Genomic DNA, 14371 nt, shown 5'->3' on the forward strand with positions numbered 1-14371 from the left:
CTACTTATTCCTCGATTTTACCGCCAGCAGCTTCGATAGCAGCACGAGCGCCTTTAGTAACACGCAGGCCACGAACAGTTACCGGAGTAGTTACTTCGCCAGCCAGGATCACTTTCGCGAACTCGATCTGGATACCGATAATGTTAGCCGCTTTCAGCGTGTTCAGGTCTACAACACCGCCTTCTACTTTAGCCAGGTCAGACAGACGAACTTCGGCTGTAATCGCTGCTTTACGAGAAGTGAAGCCGAATTTCGGCAGACGACGGTACAGAGGCATCTGACCCCCCTCGAAACCGCGACGTACGCCACCGCCAGAACGAGACTTCTGACCTTTGTGACCACGACCACCGGTTTTACCGAGGCCAGAACCGATACCACGACCCAGGCGTTTACCCGCCTTTTTGGAGCCTTCGGCCGGAGACAGAGTATTTAAACGCATCTCTTACTCCTCAACTTTAACCATGAAGGAAACCGCGTTGATCATACCGCGAATAGCAGGAGTATCCTCGCGCTCTACGGTGTGACCAATACGACGCAGACCCAGGCCAAGCAGCGTTGCCTTGTGTTTCGGCAGACGACCGATTGCACTGCGGGTTTGAGTAATTTTAATAGTCTTTGCCATGGTTTATTTCCCCAGAATTTCTTCAACGGATTTACCACGCTTGGCAGCGACCATTTCTGGAGAATTCATATTTTCCAGGCCATCGATAGTTGCACGAACCACGTTAATCGGGTTGGTGGAACCATACGCTTTAGCCAGAACGTTATGAACCCCAGCGACTTCCAGAACGGCGCGCATTGCACCACCGGCGATGATACCGGTACCTTCGGAAGCCGGCTGCATGAATACGCGAGAACCCGTATGAACACCTTTAACAGGGTGTTGCAGAGTGCCGTTATTCAGCGCGACGTTAATCATATTGCGACGGGCTTTTTCCATCGCTTTCTGGATCGCTGCTGGAACTTCACGCGCTTTACCGTAACCAAAACCAACGCGACCGTTACCATCGCCAACTACAGTCAGAGCTGTGAAGGAGAAAATACGACCACCTTTAACGGTTTTAGATACGCGGTTTACCGCGATCAGCTTTTCCTGCAGTTCGCCAGCTTGTTTTTCGATGTGAGCCATCTTACACCTCTACCTTAGAACTGAAGGCCAGCTTCACGGGCAGCATCTGCCAGTGCCTGGACACGACCATGATATTGGAACCCGGAACGGTCAAAGGATACATCTTTGATGCCTTTTTCCAGAGCGCGTTCAGCGACAGCTTTACCCACAGCTGCAGCCGCGTCTTTGTTACCGGTGTACTTCAGTTGTTCAGCGATAGCTTTTTCTACAGTAGAAGCAGCTACCAGAACTTCAGAACCGTTCGGTGCAATTACCTGTGCGTAAATGTGACGCGGGGTACGATGTACCACCAGGCGAGTTGCGCCCAGCTCCTGGAGCTTGCGGCGTGCGCGGGTCGCACGACGGATACGAGCAGATTTCTTATCCATAGTGTTACCTTACTTCTTCTTAGCCTCTTTGGTACGCACGACTTCGTCGGCGTAACGAACACCCTTGCCTTTGTAAGGCTCAGGACGACGGTAGGCGCGCAGATCCGCTGCAACCTGGCCGATCACCTGCTTATCAGCGCCTTTCAGCACGATTTCAGTCTGAGTCGGACATTCAGCAGTGATACCCGCAGGCAGCTGATGGTCAACAGGATGAGAGAAACCCAGAGACAGGTTAATCACATTGCCTTTAACCGCTGCACGGTAACCTACACCAACCAGCTGCAGCTTCTTAGTGAAGCCTTCGGTAACACCGATAACCATTGAGTTCAGCAGGGCACGCGCGGTACCAGCCTGTGCCCAACCGTCTGCGTAACCATCACGCGGACCGAAGGTCAGGGTATTATCTGCATGTTTAACTTCAACAGCATCGTTGAGAGTACGAGTCAGCTCGCCGTTTTTACCTTTGATCGTAATAACCTGACCGTTGATTTTTACGTCAACGCCGGCAGGAACAACGACCGGTGCTTTAGCAACACGAGACATTTTTTCCTCCGATTAGGCTACGTAGCAGATAATTTCGCCACCAAGACCAGCCTGGCGCGCTGCACGATCAGTCATAACACCTTTAGAGGTAGAAACAACTGCGATACCCAGACCCGCCATAACTTTCGGCAGCTCATCTTTACGTTTATAGATGCGCAGACCTGGGCGGCTGACACGCTGAATGCTTTCTACAACAGCTTTGCCCTGGAAATACTTCAGAGTAAGTTCCAGTTCAGGCTTGGTGTCGCCTTCAACTTTAAAATCTTCAATAAAACCTTCTTCCTTCAGCACGTTGGCGATTGCCACTTTCAGCTTGGAGGAAGGCATGGTGACCGCAGCTTTGTTCGCGGCCTGACCGTTACGGATACGGGTCAGCATATCCGCGATCGGATCTTGCATGCTCATCTGTCTTTACTCCCGTGATTCAATTGGTGACAATTACCAGCTAGCCTTTTTCAGACCCGGGATTTCACCGCGCATAGCGGCTTCACGGACCTTAATACGGCTCAACCCGAACTTCCGCAGGAAACCATGCGGACGACCTGTTTGACGGCAGCGGTTACGCTGACGAGACGGGCTGGAATCACGCGGCAGAGTCTGCAGCTTGAGAACAGCGTTCCAACGATCTTCGTCGGAAGCGTTCACATCAGAGATGATCGCTTTCAGTTCAGCGCGTTTCGCGAAGTATTTATCAGCTAAAGCTACGCGTTTTACTTCGCGTGCTTTCATTGATTGCTTAGCCATTTAGTAACCCTACCTTACTTGCGGAACGGGAAGTCAAAGGCAGCCAGCAGAGCGCGGCCTTCTTCGTCAGATTTCGCAGTAGTGGTAATGGTAATATCCAAACCACGAACGCGGTCGACTTTATCGTAGTCGATTTCTGGGAAGATGATCTGCTCACGGACACCCATGCTGTAGTTACCACGACCGTCGAAAGACTTAGCGGACAGGCCACGGAAGTCACGGATACGAGGTACAGCAATAGTGATCAGGCGCTCAAAGAACTCCCACATGCGTTCGCCACGCAGAGTTACTTTACAGCCGATCGGATAGCCCTGACGGATTTTGAAGCCTGCAACAGATTTGCGTGCTTTGGTGATCAGCGGTTTTTGACCGGAGATTGCTGCCAGGTCTGCTGCTGCGTTATCCAGCAGTTTTTTGTCAGCGATCGCTTCACCAACACCCATGTTCAGGGTGATCTTCTCGACCCGAGGGACTTGCATGACAGAATTGTAGTTAAACTCAGTCATGAGTTTTTTAACTACTTCGTCTTTGTAGTAATCATGCAGTTTCGCCATCGTACTACTCCAAATTACTTGATAGTTTCGCTGTTAGACTTGAAGAAACGGACTTTTTTACCGTCTTCGAATCTAAAGCCTACACGGTCAGCCTTGCCGGTTGCCGCATTGAAGATTGCTACGTTGGAAACCTGAATAGCGGCTTCTTTTTCAACGATGCCACCCGGTTGGTTCAGGGCCGGAACCGGCTTCTGATGTTTCTTAACCAGGTTGATACCTTCAACAATGACCTTGCCGGAAGACAGGACATTCTTAACTTTACCGCGTTTACCTTTATCTTTACCGGTTAACACGATAACTTCGTCATCACGACGGATTTTCGCTGCCATGATTCGCTCCTTAGAGTACTTCTGGTGCCAGAGAGATAATTTTCATGAACTTCTCACTACGAAGCTCACGAGTTACCGGCCCAAAAATACGCGTACCGATAGGCTGCTCGCTGTTGTTGTTCAGAAGAACACAAGCATTACCATCGAAGCGAATGACAGAACCGTCCGGGCGACGAACACCCTTCTTGGTGCGCACCACTACCGCCTTCAGCACATCACCTTTTTTGACCTTACCACGCGGAATTGCTTCTTTGATGGTGATCTTGATGATGTCGCCTACGCCTGCGTAGCGACGGTGCGAGCCACCCAGAACCTTGATACACATTACGCGACGTGCACCGGAGTTGTCGGCGACGTTCAGCATAGTCTGTTCTTGGATCATTTTAGTGCTCCGCTAATGTCAACTACTACTGAGACCCGAAAATCAGGTCGTTAAAAATCCCCATATCGAGGGCGCGGCATTATAACACCGCTTCAAGGATATGGGTAGAAAAAATAAACGGCTCATTTCTGAGCCGTTTATTCGTATCGAGAGAGTGTACTGTATTACAGAACCGCTTTCTCTACAACGCGAACCAGCGTCCAGGATTTAGTCTTGGACAGCGGACGGCATTCGCGGATTTCAACCACGTCACCGATACCGCATTCGTTGTTCTCGTCATGTACGTGCAGTTTGGTCGTACGCTTGATGAATTTACCGTAGATCGGGTGTTTCACAAAACGTTCGATAGCAACAACAATGGATTTCTCCATTTTGTCGCTAACAACGCGACCTTGCAGAGTACGGATTTTATCGGTCATTACGCACCCGCCTTCTCGTTCAGTAAAGTCTTAACGCGTGCGACATCGCGACGCACTTGCTTCAACAGGTGAGACTGTTGCAGCTGGCCACTTGCAGCCTGCATACGCAGGTTGAACTGCTCACGCAGCAGGTTCAGCAGCTCGGTGTTCAGCTCTTCAACGCTCTTCTCACGCAGCTCTTTTGCTTTCATTACATCACCGTCTTAGTTACAAAGGTGGTTTTAATCGGCAGTTTCGCTGCTGCCAGCTTGAATGCTTCACGGGCCAGCTCTTCCGGAACACCGTCCATTTCATACAGGACTTTACCCGGCTGAATCAAGGCAACCCAATACTCCACGTTACCTTTACCTTTACCCATACGCACTGCCAGCGGCTTTTCAGTGATCGGTTTGTCCGGGAACACACGGATCCAGATCTTACCTTGACGCTTAACTGCACGGGTCATAGCACGACGTGCTGCTTCGATCTGACGTGCAGTCAGACGACCACGGCCAACAGCTTTCAGACCGAAGCTGCCGAAGCTAACATCCGTACCCTGCGCCAGACCGCGGTTACGGCCTTTGTGCATTTTACGGAATTTTGTACGCTTTGGTTGTAACATCAGCGACGCTCCTTATTTACGGCCTTTACGCTGCTGCTTTTTAGGCTGAGCAGCCGGTTTTTCCGGTTGTTCAACAGCAGCCATACCACCCAGGATCTCGCCTTTGAAGATCCACACTTTAACGCCGATTACACCGTAAGTGGTGTGCGCTTCAGAGGTGTTGTAGTCGATGTCAGCACGCAGAGTGTGCAGCGGTACGCGACCTTCGCGGTACCATTCGGTACGTGCGATTTCCGCGCCGCCCAGACGGCCGCTAACTTCAACTTTAATACCTTTAGCGCCCAGACGCATTGCGTTCTGTACAGCACGCTTCATAGCACGACGGAACATAACGCGACGTTCCAGCTGAGAAGTGATGCTGTCAGCAACCAGTTTTGCGTCCAGTTCAGGCTTACGAACTTCGGCGATGTTGATCTGTGCAGGAACGCCAGCGATGTCCGCTACGACCTTACGCAGTTTTTCTACGTCTTCACCTTTTTTACCGATAACGATACCCGGGCGAGCAGTGTGAATGGTTACACGGATGCTCTTAGCCGGACGCTCGATAACGATACGAGATACGGACGCTTTAGCCAGTTCCTTAGTCAGGTACTGACGTACTTTAAAATCGCTGTCCAGGTTGTCAGCGAATTCTTTGGTGTTCGCAAACCAGGTAGAGTTCCATGGTTTTACAATACCCAGGCGAATACCATTAGGATGTACTTTCTGACCCATTGCTAGTCTCCAGAGTCTCAGCGATCGGACACAACCACAGTGATGTGGCTGGTGCGCTTCAGGATGCGATCTGCACGACCTTTTGCACGCGGCATAATGCGCTTCATGCTCGGGCCTTCGTCTACGAAAATTTTCGTAACTTTCAGATCGTCAATGTCAGCGCCATCGTTGTGTTCAGCGTTAGCAATGGCAGATTCCAGAACTTTCTTGACCAGTACAGCCGCTTTCTTGTTGGTGTAGGTCAAAATATCCAGAGCCTGCGACACTTTCTTACCGCGAATCAGGTCAGCAACAAGGCGAACCTTCTGAGCAGAAGAACGAGCATGGCGATGTTTAGCGATAGTTTCCATCTCTTCCTCCTACCTTATTTCTTCTTCGCTTTTTTATCAGCAGCGTGGCCGCGATAAGTACGAGTCGGTGCGAATTCACCCAGTTTGTGACCGACCATTTCGTCGGTTACAAATACCGGAACGTGCTGACGACCATTATGGACAGCGATGGTCAAACCGATCATGTTAGGAAAGATCGTTGAACGACGGGACCAAGTGCGCAGGGGCTTCTTGTCTCCGCTTTCCACCGCTTTCTCTACCTTCTTCAGCAAGTGCAGGTCAATAAAAGGACCTTTCTTGAGAGAACGTGGCATGGCTTATCCTCTAAAATTATTTGCTACGGCGACGTACGATGAATTTATCAGTACGCTTGTTGCTGCGGGTCTTCTTACCTTTGGTCTGAACGCCCCACGGAGTTACCGGGTGCTTACCAAAGTTACGACCTTCACCACCACCATGTGGGTGGTCTACCGGGTTCATCGCGGTACCGCGAACGGTCGGACGAACACCACGCCAGCGTGCAGCACCTGCTTTACCCAGAACGCGCAGCATATGCTCAGCATTGCCAACTTCGCCCAGAGTTGCACGGCAGTCTGCTTCTACTTTACGCATTTCACCAGAACGCAGACGCAGGGTGACATAAGCACCATCACGAGCAACGATCTGAACGTAAGTACCAGCGGAACGTGCCAGCTGACCGCCTTTACCTGGTTTCATTTCTACGTTATGAACAGTAGAACCAACCGGGATGTTGCGCATCGGCAGGGTGTTACCTGGTTTGATTGCAGCATCAACGCCAGACTGAATCTGGTCGCCAGCTTTCAGGCCTTTAGGGGCCAGGATGTAACGGCGTTCACCGTCTTTGTACAGAACCAGCGCGATGTTCGCGGAACGGTTCGGATCGTACTCAAGACGTTCAACAACTGCCGGGATACCGTCTTTGTTGCGTTTGAAGTCAACAATACGGTAAGCCTGCTTGTGGCCACCACCGATATGACGAGTGGTGATACGGCCATTGTTGTTACGACCACCGGATTTGCTGTTTTTTTCCAGCAACGGAGCAAAAGGTTTGCCCTTGTGCAGCTCAGGGTTAACCACTTTAACAACGTGGCGACGACCCGGAGATGTCGGTTTACATTTAACAACTGCCATTGTATTACTCCTCCGACTTACTCAGCGCCGCCAACGAAGTCCAGATTCTGGCCTTCTTTCAGGGTGACGTAAGCTTTTTTCCAGTCGCTACGACGACCGATACGCTGTCCGTGACGTTTAACTTTCCCTTTAACTACCAGGGTGTTAACGACTTCGACTTCGACTTCAAACAGTTTCTGCACAGCAGCTTTGATTTCTGCTTTGGTCGCGTCTTTAGCAACTTTGAGTACGATGGTGTTGGATTTTTCCATCGCAGTAGACGCTTTTTCAGAAACGTGCGGTGCACGCAGCACCTTCAGCAGACGTTCTTCACGAATCATGCCAGCATCTCCTCAACTTGCTTAACAGCATCAGCAGTCATTACGACTTTGTCGAAGGCGATCAGGCTAACCGGGTCGATACCAGTTGCATCGCGTACGTCAACCTTGTGCAGGTTGCGCGCAGCCAGGAACAGGTTTTCGTCCAGCTCACCGGTGATGATCAGCACATCTTCCAGAGCCATGTCTTTCAGTTTCTGTGCCAGCAGCTTAGTTTTCGGCGCTTCTACAGAGAACTTCTCGACAACGATCAGACGATCCTGACGTACCAGTTCGGACAGGATGCTTTTCAGCGCGCCGCGGTACATCTTCTTGTTAACTTTTTGACTGTGGTCCTGCGGACGAGCAGCAAAGGTCACGCCACCAGAACGCCAGATCGGGCTCTTGATAGAACCAGAACGCGCACGGCCGGTGCCTTTCTGGCGCCACGGTTTTTTACCGGAACCAGTTACTTCAGCACGAGTCTTCTGAGCACGAGTACCCTGACGAGCACCAGCTGCATAAGCAACAACAACCTGGTGAACCAGCGCTTCGTTGAAATCACGACCGAAGGTAGTTTCGGAAACAGTCAGCGCGCTCTGCGCGTCTTTCAATACTAATTCCATTGCTATCTCCTTACGCCTTCACAGCTGGTTTAACGATCAGGTCGCTACCGGTTGCACCCGGGACAGCACCTTTAACCAGCAGCAGGTTGCGCTCAGCGTCAACGCGTACTACGTCAAGGCTCTGAACGGTTACACGTTCGTTACCCATCTGACCTGCCATTTTCTTGCCTTTGAACACTTTGCCCGGAGTCTGGTTCTGACCGATAGAACCCGGAACGCGGTGAGACAAGGAGTTACCGTGAGTAGCGTCCTGGGTACGGAAGTTCCAGCGCTTAACGGTACCTGCGAAACCTTTACCTTTAGAGGTGCCAGTTACGTCAACTTTTTTAACGTCAGCAAACAGTTCAACGCTAATGCTCTGACCTACAGTGAACTCTTCGCCTTCAGCCAAGCGGAATTCCCACAGACCACGGCCAGCTTCTACGCCAGCTTTAGCGAAGTGGCCAGCTTCAGGCTTGGTCACACGGTTAGCTTTTTTAGCACCGGTGGTTACCTGAATAGCACGGTAGCCATCGTTAGCCAGGTCTTTAACCTGAGTAACGCGGTTTGCTTCAACTTCGATTACGGTTACTGGGATAGAAACGCCGTCTTCTGTGAAGATACGGGTCATACCCACTTTTTTACCGACTAAACCAATCATTGTTTCAACCTCTCAATCGCTCAATGACCTGATTAACCCAGGCTGATCTGCACGTCTACACCGGCAGCCAGATCCAGACGCATCAGAGCATCAACGGTTTTCTCGGTTGGCTCAACGATGTCAACCAGACGCAAGTGAGTACGGATTTCGTACTGATCGCGCGCGTCTTTGTTGACGTGCGGGGAGATCAGAACAGTGAAGCGCTCTTTGCGTGTCGGCAGCGGGATCGGACCACGGACCTGCGCACCAGTGCGCTTGGCAGTCTCGACGATTTCCGCGGTTGCTTGATCGATCAGACGATGATCAAACGCTTTCAGGCGGATACGGATTCTTTGGTTCTGCATGAGACCAGAGCTCCAATTATTTTATAAACGAAAATGATTACTCCTCAGACCCATTACGATTGATGGGAGAGTGTAACCGTTCTTACGTAGCTCCCCGATTGGGAGCATTGTTAGGTAGCCAAATTCGGCTAACTGAGGTTCAGATTGAACCTGCTGTCAACTACGACAAGCCCGCGCATTATACGCAAATCTGAGCCTGACGCAAGCATCGGGTAGAAATTAATCGCAACGCGCAGATTGCGAGCTGCATTCCACGAAATTTGTAAGGTTGTGAAGATAGCGTTTTTCACCGGAATCAGGTTAACAAATCAGCGATTTCTCTGTTGCTGAGCATCCGCAGTTATTCGATGGTGATACTCCAATTACAGAGGATGTTTTATGGACACTACCCTTCCCTTTCTGATTTTGTACGCTTGTTTATCAGCCCTACTTTTTTTCTGGGATGCAAATCATGGCTTGTTACCTGACAGATTTACGTGCCCGTTACTCTGGTCAGGTCTTTTGTTCTATCAGATTTGTAATCCTGACGGTTTAGCCGATGCGTTATGGGGGGCGATTATTGGTTACGGCACATTCGCTGTCATTTACTGGGGGTATCGCATACTGCGTCATAAAGAAGGATTAGGCTATGGTGATGTGAAGTTTCTCGCCGCCCTTGGTGCCTGGCATACATGGACCTTCTTGCCACGACTGGTTTTCCTTGCTGCCTCATTCGCTTGCGGAGCCGTAGTTATTGGTCTGCTCATGAGAGGAAAAGAGTCATTAAAAAACCCGCTGCCGTTTGGGCCATTTCTGGCGGCTGCGGGTTTCGTTGTAGGCTGGGATAGTTTGCTGGCAGGCCGTTAATCTTTAACTTTTATTTGTGATTGCAGGTAATTTTGTAAACCGATTTTACCGATGAGATCCAGCTCAGTTTCGAGCCAGTCAATATGACCTTCTTCATCGGCAAGGATCTCGATCATCATATCACGGCTAACATAGTCATGAACGCTGTCGGCATACGCGATAGCCTCACGGAGATCCTTCGCGCCTTCCAGTTCTAATCGCAGGTCGGATTGCAGCATCTCCTCGACATCTTCACCAATCCCCAGTTTGCCTAAATCCTGTAAGTTAGGGATTCCTTCTAAAAACAAAATACGCTCGATATATTTATCAGCGTGTTTCATCTCATCAATAGATTCATGGTATTCGACGTCATTGAGACGCATCAGGCCCCAGTTTTTAAACATCCGGGCATGGAGAAAATACTGATTGATTGCGACAAGCTCATTTCCCAATAGTTTATTGAGATAATTTATGATTTTAACATCACCTTTCATTTTATAGTCCCTCCGCTTCCACTATTAGAGCGTAGATGGGGCTAGCGGGATGTCAAAAAATAAGCGTGGGCTTCAGGCAATCTCTTTAAATTCTGGCATCTGCATCAACTCGTCCTGCATCACTTCGCGCGCGGCGCGAATGCACTTACCGCATTGATTTCCCACAGGAATAAACTTACGCAATTGTTGGAAAGATTGCGGATGAAACTGACGGACTGCCTGGCGAATTTTTTTGTCACTTACACCATTACACAAACAAACGTACATGATTGCTCCCGTTCAAATTCTGCGCAAAGTGTAAATGAGAATGGTTATGATTACAATAGCACAGTTTAATTTGCGCCATAGTTCAGCGAGTGAAATTACGACTAAATATTTCGAGCTCAAATTACGGGCAGCAAAAAGGGCGCCGAAGCGCCCTTTTTAATTCGAAACTAATTAACGTGTAATTAGCCCAGAACTTTAGCAACAACGCCCGCGCCAACGGTACGGCCGCCTTCACGGATTGCGAAACGCAGACCGTCGTCCATCGCGATCGGGTGGATCAGGGTAACAACCATTTTGATGTTGTCGCCCGGCATTACCATCTCTACGCCTTCCGGCAGTTCGATGGTACCAGTCACGTCAGTAGTACGGAAGTAGAACTGCGGACGGTAGCCTTTGAAGAACGGAGTATGACGGCCGCCTTCATCTTTGGACAGAATGTACACTTCAGATTCGAACTTGGTGTGCGGCTTGATGGTGCCCGGCTTAGCCAGTACCTGACCACGTTCGATTTCTTCACGTTTGATACCACGCAGCAGAACACCTACGTTCTCACCAGCACGGCCTTCGTCCAGCAGTTTGCGGAACATTTCAACGCCAGTACAGGTAGACTTCTGAGTCTCTTTGATACCAACGATTTCAACTTCTTCACCAACTTTGATGATACCGCGTTCTACACGACCGGTAACAACGGTACCACGACCGGAGATGGAGAATACGTCTTCGATCGGCAGCAGGAACGGCTTGTCAATCGCACGCTCTGGTTCCGGAATGTAAGAATCCAGGAAGCCAGCCAGTTCCAGGATTTTCGCTTCCCACTCTGCGTCGCCTTCCAGCGCTTTCAGAGCAGAACCACGAACGATCGGAGTGTCGTCGCCCGGGAAGTCGTACTGAGACAGAAGTTCACGAACTTCCATTTCAACCAGTTCCAGCAGCTCTTCGTCATCAACCATGTCGCATTTGTTCAGGAACACGATGATGTACGGAACGCCTACCTGACGACCCAGCAGGATGTGCTCACGAGTCTGCGGCATCGGGCCGTCAGTCGCAGCAACTACCAGGATCGCGCCGTCCATCTGAGCAGCACCGGTGATCATGTTTTTAACATAGTCGGCGTGCCCCGGGCAGTCTACGTGTGCGTAGTGACGGGTCGGGGTGTCATATTCAACGTGAGAAGTGTTGATGGTGATACCACGAGCTTTTTCTTCCGGCGCGTTATCGATCTGGTCGAATGCACGAGCAGCACCGCCGTAGGTTTTAGCCAGTACGGTGGTGATTGCAGCGGTCAGAGTAGTTTTACCGTGGTCAACGTGGCCGATAGTACCAACGTTAACGTGCGGTTTTGTACGTTCAAATTTTTCTTTAGACACGGCTATATTCCTTACTATAGTGCTCTCCCCTTCAGGAGAGAGCACGGGACTTTGGTATTAACCCTTAGGCTTATTTACCACGGGCTTCAATTACGGCCTGAGCAACGTTACTCGGCGCTTCATCATACTTCAGGAATTCCATGGTGTATGATGCACGACCTTTGGTCAGAGAACGCAGCTGAGTTGCATATCCGAACATTTCAGACAGCGGTACTTCAGCGTGGATCTTAACGCCAGTAACTTCAGATTCCTGACCTTTGAGCATACCACGACGACGGCTCAAGTCACCGATAACGTCACCGGTGTTCTCTTCCGGAGTTTCTACTTCAACCTTCATGATCGGCTCAAGCAGAACTGGTTTCGCTTTCTTAAAGCCTTCTTTAAAGGCGATAGAAGCTGCCAGTTTAAACGCCAGTTCAGAGGAGTCAACGTCATGGTAAGAACCGAAGTGCAGACGAATACCCATGTCTACTACCGGGTAGCCTGCCAGCGGACCTGCTTTCAGCTGTTCCTGGATACCTTTATCAACGGCCGGGATGTATTCGCCAGGGATTACACCACCTTTAATGTCGTTGATGAACTCGTAGCCTTTCGGGTTTGAACCCGGCTCCAGCGGGTACATGTCGATAACAACATGACCATACTGACCACGACCACCAGACTGTTTCGCGTGTTTACCTTCAACATCAGTAACTTTCTGGCGGATAGTTTCACGGTAAGCAACCTGCGGTTTACCTACGTTCGCTTCAACGTTGAATTCACGCTTCATACGGTCAACGATGATGTCGAGGTGCAGTTCGCCCATACCCGCGATGATGGTCTGGTTAGATTCTTCGTCAGTCCATACACGGAAAGACGGGTCTTCTTTAGCCAGACGGCCCAGAGCCAGACCCATTTTTTCCTGGTCAGCTTTGGTTTTCGGTTCAACTGCGATGGAGATTACCGGCTCAGGGAATTCCATACGTTCCAGAATGATCGGCGCATCCGGGTCACACAGAGTGTCACCAGTGGTTACGTCTTTCAGACCGATTGCAGCAGCGATGTCGCCCGCGCGAACTTCTTTGATCTCTTCACGTTTGTTAGCGTGCATCTGAACGATACGACCGAAACGCTCACGTGCAGCTTTCACGGAGTTCAGTACGGTATCACCAGAGTTAACCACACCGGAGTAAACACGGAAGAAGGTCAGGTTACCAACAAACGGGTCGGTAGCGATTTTGAACGCCAGTGCAGAGAACGGCTCGTCATCACTTGCGTGACGTTCAGCCGGAGTGTCTTTACCGTCGTCCAGGATACCGTTGATCGCAGGTACGTCAACCGGGGATGGCAGGTAATCAATTACCGCATCCAGCATCGCCTGAACACCTTTGTTCTTGAACGCAGAACCACAGGTTACCAGGATGATTTCGTTGTTCAGAACGCGCTGACGCAGAGCACCTTTAATCTCTTCTTCAGTCAGTTCTTCACCACCCAGGTATTTTTCCATCAGCTCTTCAGAAGCTTCAGCTGCGGATTCGATCAGGTTCTGGTGCCATTCGTTAGCCAGTTCAACCATGTCTGCCGGGATATCTTCGTATTCGAAGGTTACGCCCTGGTCAGCGTCGTTCCAGTTGATAGCTTTCATTTTCACCAGGTCAACAACACCGGTGAAATGTTCTTCAGCACCAATCGCCAGCTGCAGCGGAACCGGGTTCGCGCCCAGACGGGTTTTGATCTGGTTAACAACTTTCAGGAAGTTCGCACCCATGCGGTCCATTTTGTTAACGAACGCAATGCGCGGAACTTTATATTTGTTTGCCTGACGCCATACGGTTTCAGACTGCGGCTGAACACCACCAACTGCGCAGTAAACCATTACCGCACCATCGAGAACACGCATGGAACGTTCTACTTCGATTGTGAAGTCAACGTGCCCCGGGGTGTCGATGATGTTGATGCGATGCGGCTCATACTGCTTAGCCATACCAGACCAGAATGCAGTAGTCGCAGCGGAAGTGATGGTAATACCACGTTCCTGCTCCTGCTCCATCCAGTCCATGGTTGCAGCGCCGTCATGAACTTCACCGATTTTATGGTTTACACCGGTGTAGAACAGAATACGTTCGGTAGTAGTGGTTTTACCGGCGTCGATGTGCGCACTGATACCGATGTTACGGTAGCGTGCGATGGGTGTTGTACGAGCCATTTGTTTCCTCGTTTATCTTTTAGGCGTTCAATTTAAGTAGCCCAAAGCGGGCTGCTTACTGGA

26 protein-coding genes are annotated in these 14371 nt (G+C 50.3%); 1 reads left to right on the top strand and 25 read right to left on the bottom strand.

Annotated elements, in window-relative coordinates:
* Positions 1-4: 4 nt before the first annotated feature.
* From rplO to rpsJ, 21 genes are all read right to left on the bottom strand, one after another.
* The gene (gene rplO / locus QUF14_RS20545) at positions 5-439 is read right to left on the bottom strand and encodes a 50S ribosomal protein L15 (RefSeq protein WP_001238917.1); all 435 of its coding nucleotides are present in this window, start codon (positions 437-439) and stop codon (positions 5-7) included.
* Between the two features lie 3 nt (positions 440-442).
* Positions 443-622, bottom strand: coding sequence for a 50S ribosomal protein L30 (gene rpmD, locus QUF14_RS20550; RefSeq protein ID WP_001140433.1), 180 nt, complete (start codon positions 620-622; stop codon positions 443-445).
* A gap of 3 nt (positions 623-625) precedes the next feature.
* Positions 626-1129, bottom strand: coding sequence for a 30S ribosomal protein S5 (rpsE, locus tag QUF14_RS20555; RefSeq protein WP_000940121.1), 504 nt, complete (start codon positions 1127-1129; stop codon positions 626-628).
* A 14-nt stretch (positions 1130-1143) separates the two neighbouring features.
* On the bottom strand, positions 1144-1497 hold the full coding sequence (gene rplR, locus QUF14_RS20560; protein ID WP_000358960.1) for a 50S ribosomal protein L18: 354 nt from the start codon (positions 1495-1497) through the stop codon (positions 1144-1146).
* A gap of 9 nt (positions 1498-1506) precedes the next feature.
* Complete coding sequence (gene rplF, locus QUF14_RS20565; protein ID WP_000091945.1) at positions 1507-2040, bottom strand: 50S ribosomal protein L6; 534 nt, start codon at positions 2038-2040, stop codon at positions 1507-1509.
* Between the two features lie 12 nt (positions 2041-2052).
* Positions 2053-2445 (bottom strand): 30S ribosomal protein S8, encoded by a 393-nt coding sequence (rpsH, locus tag QUF14_RS20570; protein WP_000062611.1) that lies wholly within the window; start codon positions 2443-2445, stop codon positions 2053-2055.
* A 33-nt stretch (positions 2446-2478) separates the two neighbouring features.
* Positions 2479-2784: a 30S ribosomal protein S14 gene (gene rpsN, locus QUF14_RS20575; protein ID WP_001118930.1), complete on the bottom strand. Its 306-nt coding sequence runs from the start codon at positions 2782-2784 to the stop codon at positions 2479-2481.
* A 14-nt stretch (positions 2785-2798) separates the two neighbouring features.
* Positions 2799-3338, bottom strand: coding sequence for a 50S ribosomal protein L5 (gene rplE / locus QUF14_RS20580; RefSeq protein WP_001096200.1), 540 nt, complete (start codon positions 3336-3338; stop codon positions 2799-2801).
* Between the two features lie 14 nt (positions 3339-3352).
* Positions 3353-3667 (bottom strand): 50S ribosomal protein L24, encoded by a 315-nt coding sequence (gene rplX / locus QUF14_RS20585; protein ID WP_000729185.1) that lies wholly within the window; start codon positions 3665-3667, stop codon positions 3353-3355.
* A gap of 10 nt (positions 3668-3677) precedes the next feature.
* On the bottom strand, positions 3678-4049 hold the full coding sequence (rplN, locus tag QUF14_RS20590) for a 50S ribosomal protein L14 (RefSeq protein ID WP_000613955.1): 372 nt from the start codon (positions 4047-4049) through the stop codon (positions 3678-3680).
* 164 nt (positions 4050-4213) lie between these two features.
* Complete coding sequence (gene rpsQ, locus QUF14_RS20595) at positions 4214-4468, bottom strand: 30S ribosomal protein S17 (protein ID WP_000130100.1); 255 nt, start codon at positions 4466-4468, stop codon at positions 4214-4216.
* Entirely contained in the window at positions 4468-4659 is a 192-nt protein-coding gene (rpmC, locus tag QUF14_RS20600; protein ID WP_000644741.1) for a 50S ribosomal protein L29, read from the bottom strand. The genes rpsQ and rpmC overlap by 1 nt, the downstream gene beginning before the upstream one ends.
* Positions 4659-5069, bottom strand: a complete 411-nt coding sequence (gene rplP / locus QUF14_RS20605; RefSeq protein WP_000941212.1) for a 50S ribosomal protein L16 — start codon at positions 5067-5069, stop codon at positions 4659-4661. The genes rpmC and rplP overlap by 1 nt, the downstream gene beginning before the upstream one ends.
* Before the next feature lie 12 nt (positions 5070-5081).
* Positions 5082-5783, bottom strand: a complete 702-nt coding sequence (gene rpsC / locus QUF14_RS20610; RefSeq protein WP_000529945.1) for a 30S ribosomal protein S3 — start codon at positions 5781-5783, stop codon at positions 5082-5084.
* A gap of 17 nt (positions 5784-5800) precedes the next feature.
* On the bottom strand, positions 5801-6133 hold the full coding sequence (rplV, locus tag QUF14_RS20615; protein ID WP_000447529.1) for a 50S ribosomal protein L22: 333 nt from the start codon (positions 6131-6133) through the stop codon (positions 5801-5803).
* 14 nt (positions 6134-6147) lie between these two features.
* Positions 6148-6426 carry a 30S ribosomal protein S19 gene (gene rpsS / locus QUF14_RS20620; RefSeq protein WP_001138117.1) on the bottom strand — a complete coding sequence of 93 codons (279 nt, stop codon included), beginning with the start codon at positions 6424-6426 and terminating at the stop codon, positions 6148-6150.
* Positions 6427-6442: 16 nt separating this feature from the next.
* The gene (gene rplB / locus QUF14_RS20625; RefSeq protein ID WP_000301864.1) at positions 6443-7264 is read right to left on the bottom strand and encodes a 50S ribosomal protein L2; all 822 of its coding nucleotides are present in this window, start codon (positions 7262-7264) and stop codon (positions 6443-6445) included.
* Between the two features lie 17 nt (positions 7265-7281).
* A complete protein-coding gene (rplW, locus tag QUF14_RS20630; RefSeq protein WP_000617544.1) occupies positions 7282-7584 on the bottom strand; it encodes a 50S ribosomal protein L23 in 303 nt (100 codons plus the stop codon).
* A complete protein-coding gene (gene rplD / locus QUF14_RS20635) occupies positions 7581-8186 on the bottom strand; it encodes a 50S ribosomal protein L4 (protein ID WP_000424395.1) in 606 nt (201 codons plus the stop codon). Before rplD ends, rplW begins: the two co-directional genes overlap by 4 nt.
* 10 nt (positions 8187-8196) lie before the next feature.
* Complete coding sequence (gene rplC, locus QUF14_RS20640) at positions 8197-8826, bottom strand: 50S ribosomal protein L3 (RefSeq protein WP_000579833.1); 630 nt, start codon at positions 8824-8826, stop codon at positions 8197-8199.
* A gap of 32 nt (positions 8827-8858) precedes the next feature.
* Positions 8859-9170, bottom strand: coding sequence for a 30S ribosomal protein S10 (gene rpsJ / locus QUF14_RS20645; protein ID WP_001181004.1), 312 nt, complete (start codon positions 9168-9170; stop codon positions 8859-8861).
* 378 nt (positions 9171-9548) lie between these two features.
* Between rpsJ and QUF14_RS20650 the strand changes: the two genes are divergently transcribed.
* Positions 9549-10016, top strand: coding sequence for a prepilin peptidase (locus QUF14_RS20650; RefSeq protein WP_000381754.1), 468 nt, complete (start codon positions 9549-9551; stop codon positions 10014-10016).
* Here the strand turns inward: QUF14_RS20650 and bfr are convergent.
* From bfr to fusA, 4 genes are all read right to left on the bottom strand, one after another.
* Positions 10013-10489 carry a bacterioferritin gene (bfr, locus tag QUF14_RS20655; RefSeq protein ID WP_000675515.1) on the bottom strand — a complete coding sequence of 159 codons (477 nt, stop codon included), beginning with the start codon at positions 10487-10489 and terminating at the stop codon, positions 10013-10015. The genes QUF14_RS20650 and bfr overlap by 4 nt on opposite strands.
* A gap of 72 nt (positions 10490-10561) precedes the next feature.
* The gene (gene bfd, locus QUF14_RS20660; RefSeq protein WP_000289090.1) at positions 10562-10756 is read right to left on the bottom strand and encodes a bacterioferritin-associated ferredoxin; all 195 of its coding nucleotides are present in this window, start codon (positions 10754-10756) and stop codon (positions 10562-10564) included.
* 182 nt (positions 10757-10938) lie between these two features.
* Positions 10939-12123 carry an elongation factor Tu gene (gene tuf, locus QUF14_RS20665; RefSeq protein ID WP_000031783.1) on the bottom strand — a complete coding sequence of 395 codons (1185 nt, stop codon included), beginning with the start codon at positions 12121-12123 and terminating at the stop codon, positions 10939-10941.
* 70 nt (positions 12124-12193) lie between these two features.
* Complete coding sequence (gene fusA / locus QUF14_RS20670) at positions 12194-14308, bottom strand: elongation factor G (protein WP_000124703.1); 2115 nt, start codon at positions 14306-14308, stop codon at positions 12194-12196.
* Positions 14309-14371: the final 63 nt, after the last annotated feature.

The organism is Escherichia sp. HH091_1A (genome assembly GCF_030295175.1).
GTDB lineage: Bacteria > Pseudomonadota > Gammaproteobacteria > Enterobacterales > Enterobacteriaceae > Escherichia > Escherichia coli_F.

Coding starts and splice junctions, on each gene's coding strand:
- rpsE (WP_000940121.1), bottom strand. CDS start 1,129: ATGGCTCACATCGAAAAACAAGCTGGCGAACTGCAGGAAAAGCTGATC.
- rpsS (WP_001138117.1), bottom strand. CDS start 6,426: ATGCCACGTTCTCTCAAGAAAGGTCCTTTTATTGACCTGCACTTGCTG.
- rplR (WP_000358960.1), bottom strand. CDS start 1,497: ATGGATAAGAAATCTGCTCGTATCCGTCGTGCGACCCGCGCACGCCGC.
- rplP (WP_000941212.1), bottom strand. CDS start 5,069: ATGTTACAACCAAAGCGTACAAAATTCCGTAAAATGCACAAAGGCCGT.
- rplO (WP_001238917.1), bottom strand. CDS start 439: ATGCGTTTAAATACTCTGTCTCCGGCCGAAGGCTCCAAAAAGGCGGGT.
- rplE (WP_001096200.1), bottom strand. CDS start 3,338: ATGGCGAAACTGCATGATTACTACAAAGACGAAGTAGTTAAAAAACTC.
- rplC (WP_000579833.1), bottom strand. CDS start 8,826: ATGATTGGTTTAGTCGGTAAAAAAGTGGGTATGACCCGTATCTTCACA.
- rplF (WP_000091945.1), bottom strand. CDS start 2,040: ATGTCTCGTGTTGCTAAAGCACCGGTCGTTGTTCCTGCCGGCGTTGAC.
- rpsH (WP_000062611.1), bottom strand. CDS start 2,445: ATGAGCATGCAAGATCCGATCGCGGATATGCTGACCCGTATCCGTAAC.
- bfd (WP_000289090.1), bottom strand. CDS start 10,756: ATGTACGTTTGTTTGTGTAATGGTGTAAGTGACAAAAAAATTCGCCAG.
- rpmD (WP_001140433.1), bottom strand. CDS start 622: ATGGCAAAGACTATTAAAATTACTCAAACCCGCAGTGCAATCGGTCGT.
- rpmC (WP_000644741.1), bottom strand. CDS start 4,659: ATGAAAGCAAAAGAGCTGCGTGAGAAGAGCGTTGAAGAGCTGAACACC.
- rplD (WP_000424395.1), bottom strand. CDS start 8,186: ATGGAATTAGTATTGAAAGACGCGCAGAGCGCGCTGACTGTTTCCGAA.
- bfr (WP_000675515.1), bottom strand. CDS start 10,489: ATGAAAGGTGATGTTAAAATCATAAATTATCTCAATAAACTATTGGGA.
- rpsJ (WP_001181004.1), bottom strand. CDS start 9,170: ATGCAGAACCAAAGAATCCGTATCCGCCTGAAAGCGTTTGATCATCGT.
- fusA (WP_000124703.1), bottom strand. CDS start 14,308: ATGGCTCGTACAACACCCATCGCACGCTACCGTAACATCGGTATCAGT.
- rplV (WP_000447529.1), bottom strand. CDS start 6,133: ATGGAAACTATCGCTAAACATCGCCATGCTCGTTCTTCTGCTCAGAAG.
- QUF14_RS20650 (WP_000381754.1), top strand. CDS start 9,549: ATGGACACTACCCTTCCCTTTCTGATTTTGTACGCTTGTTTATCAGCC.
- rplX (WP_000729185.1), bottom strand. CDS start 3,667: ATGGCAGCGAAAATCCGTCGTGATGACGAAGTTATCGTGTTAACCGGT.
- rpsQ (WP_000130100.1), bottom strand. CDS start 4,468: ATGACCGATAAAATCCGTACTCTGCAAGGTCGCGTTGTTAGCGACAAA.
- rplB (WP_000301864.1), bottom strand. CDS start 7,264: ATGGCAGTTGTTAAATGTAAACCGACATCTCCGGGTCGTCGCCACGTT.
- rpsN (WP_001118930.1), bottom strand. CDS start 2,784: ATGGCTAAGCAATCAATGAAAGCACGCGAAGTAAAACGCGTAGCTTTA.
- rplW (WP_000617544.1), bottom strand. CDS start 7,584: ATGATTCGTGAAGAACGTCTGCTGAAGGTGCTGCGTGCACCGCACGTT.
- rpsC (WP_000529945.1), bottom strand. CDS start 5,783: ATGGGTCAGAAAGTACATCCTAATGGTATTCGCCTGGGTATTGTAAAA.
- rplN (WP_000613955.1), bottom strand. CDS start 4,049: ATGATCCAAGAACAGACTATGCTGAACGTCGCCGACAACTCCGGTGCA.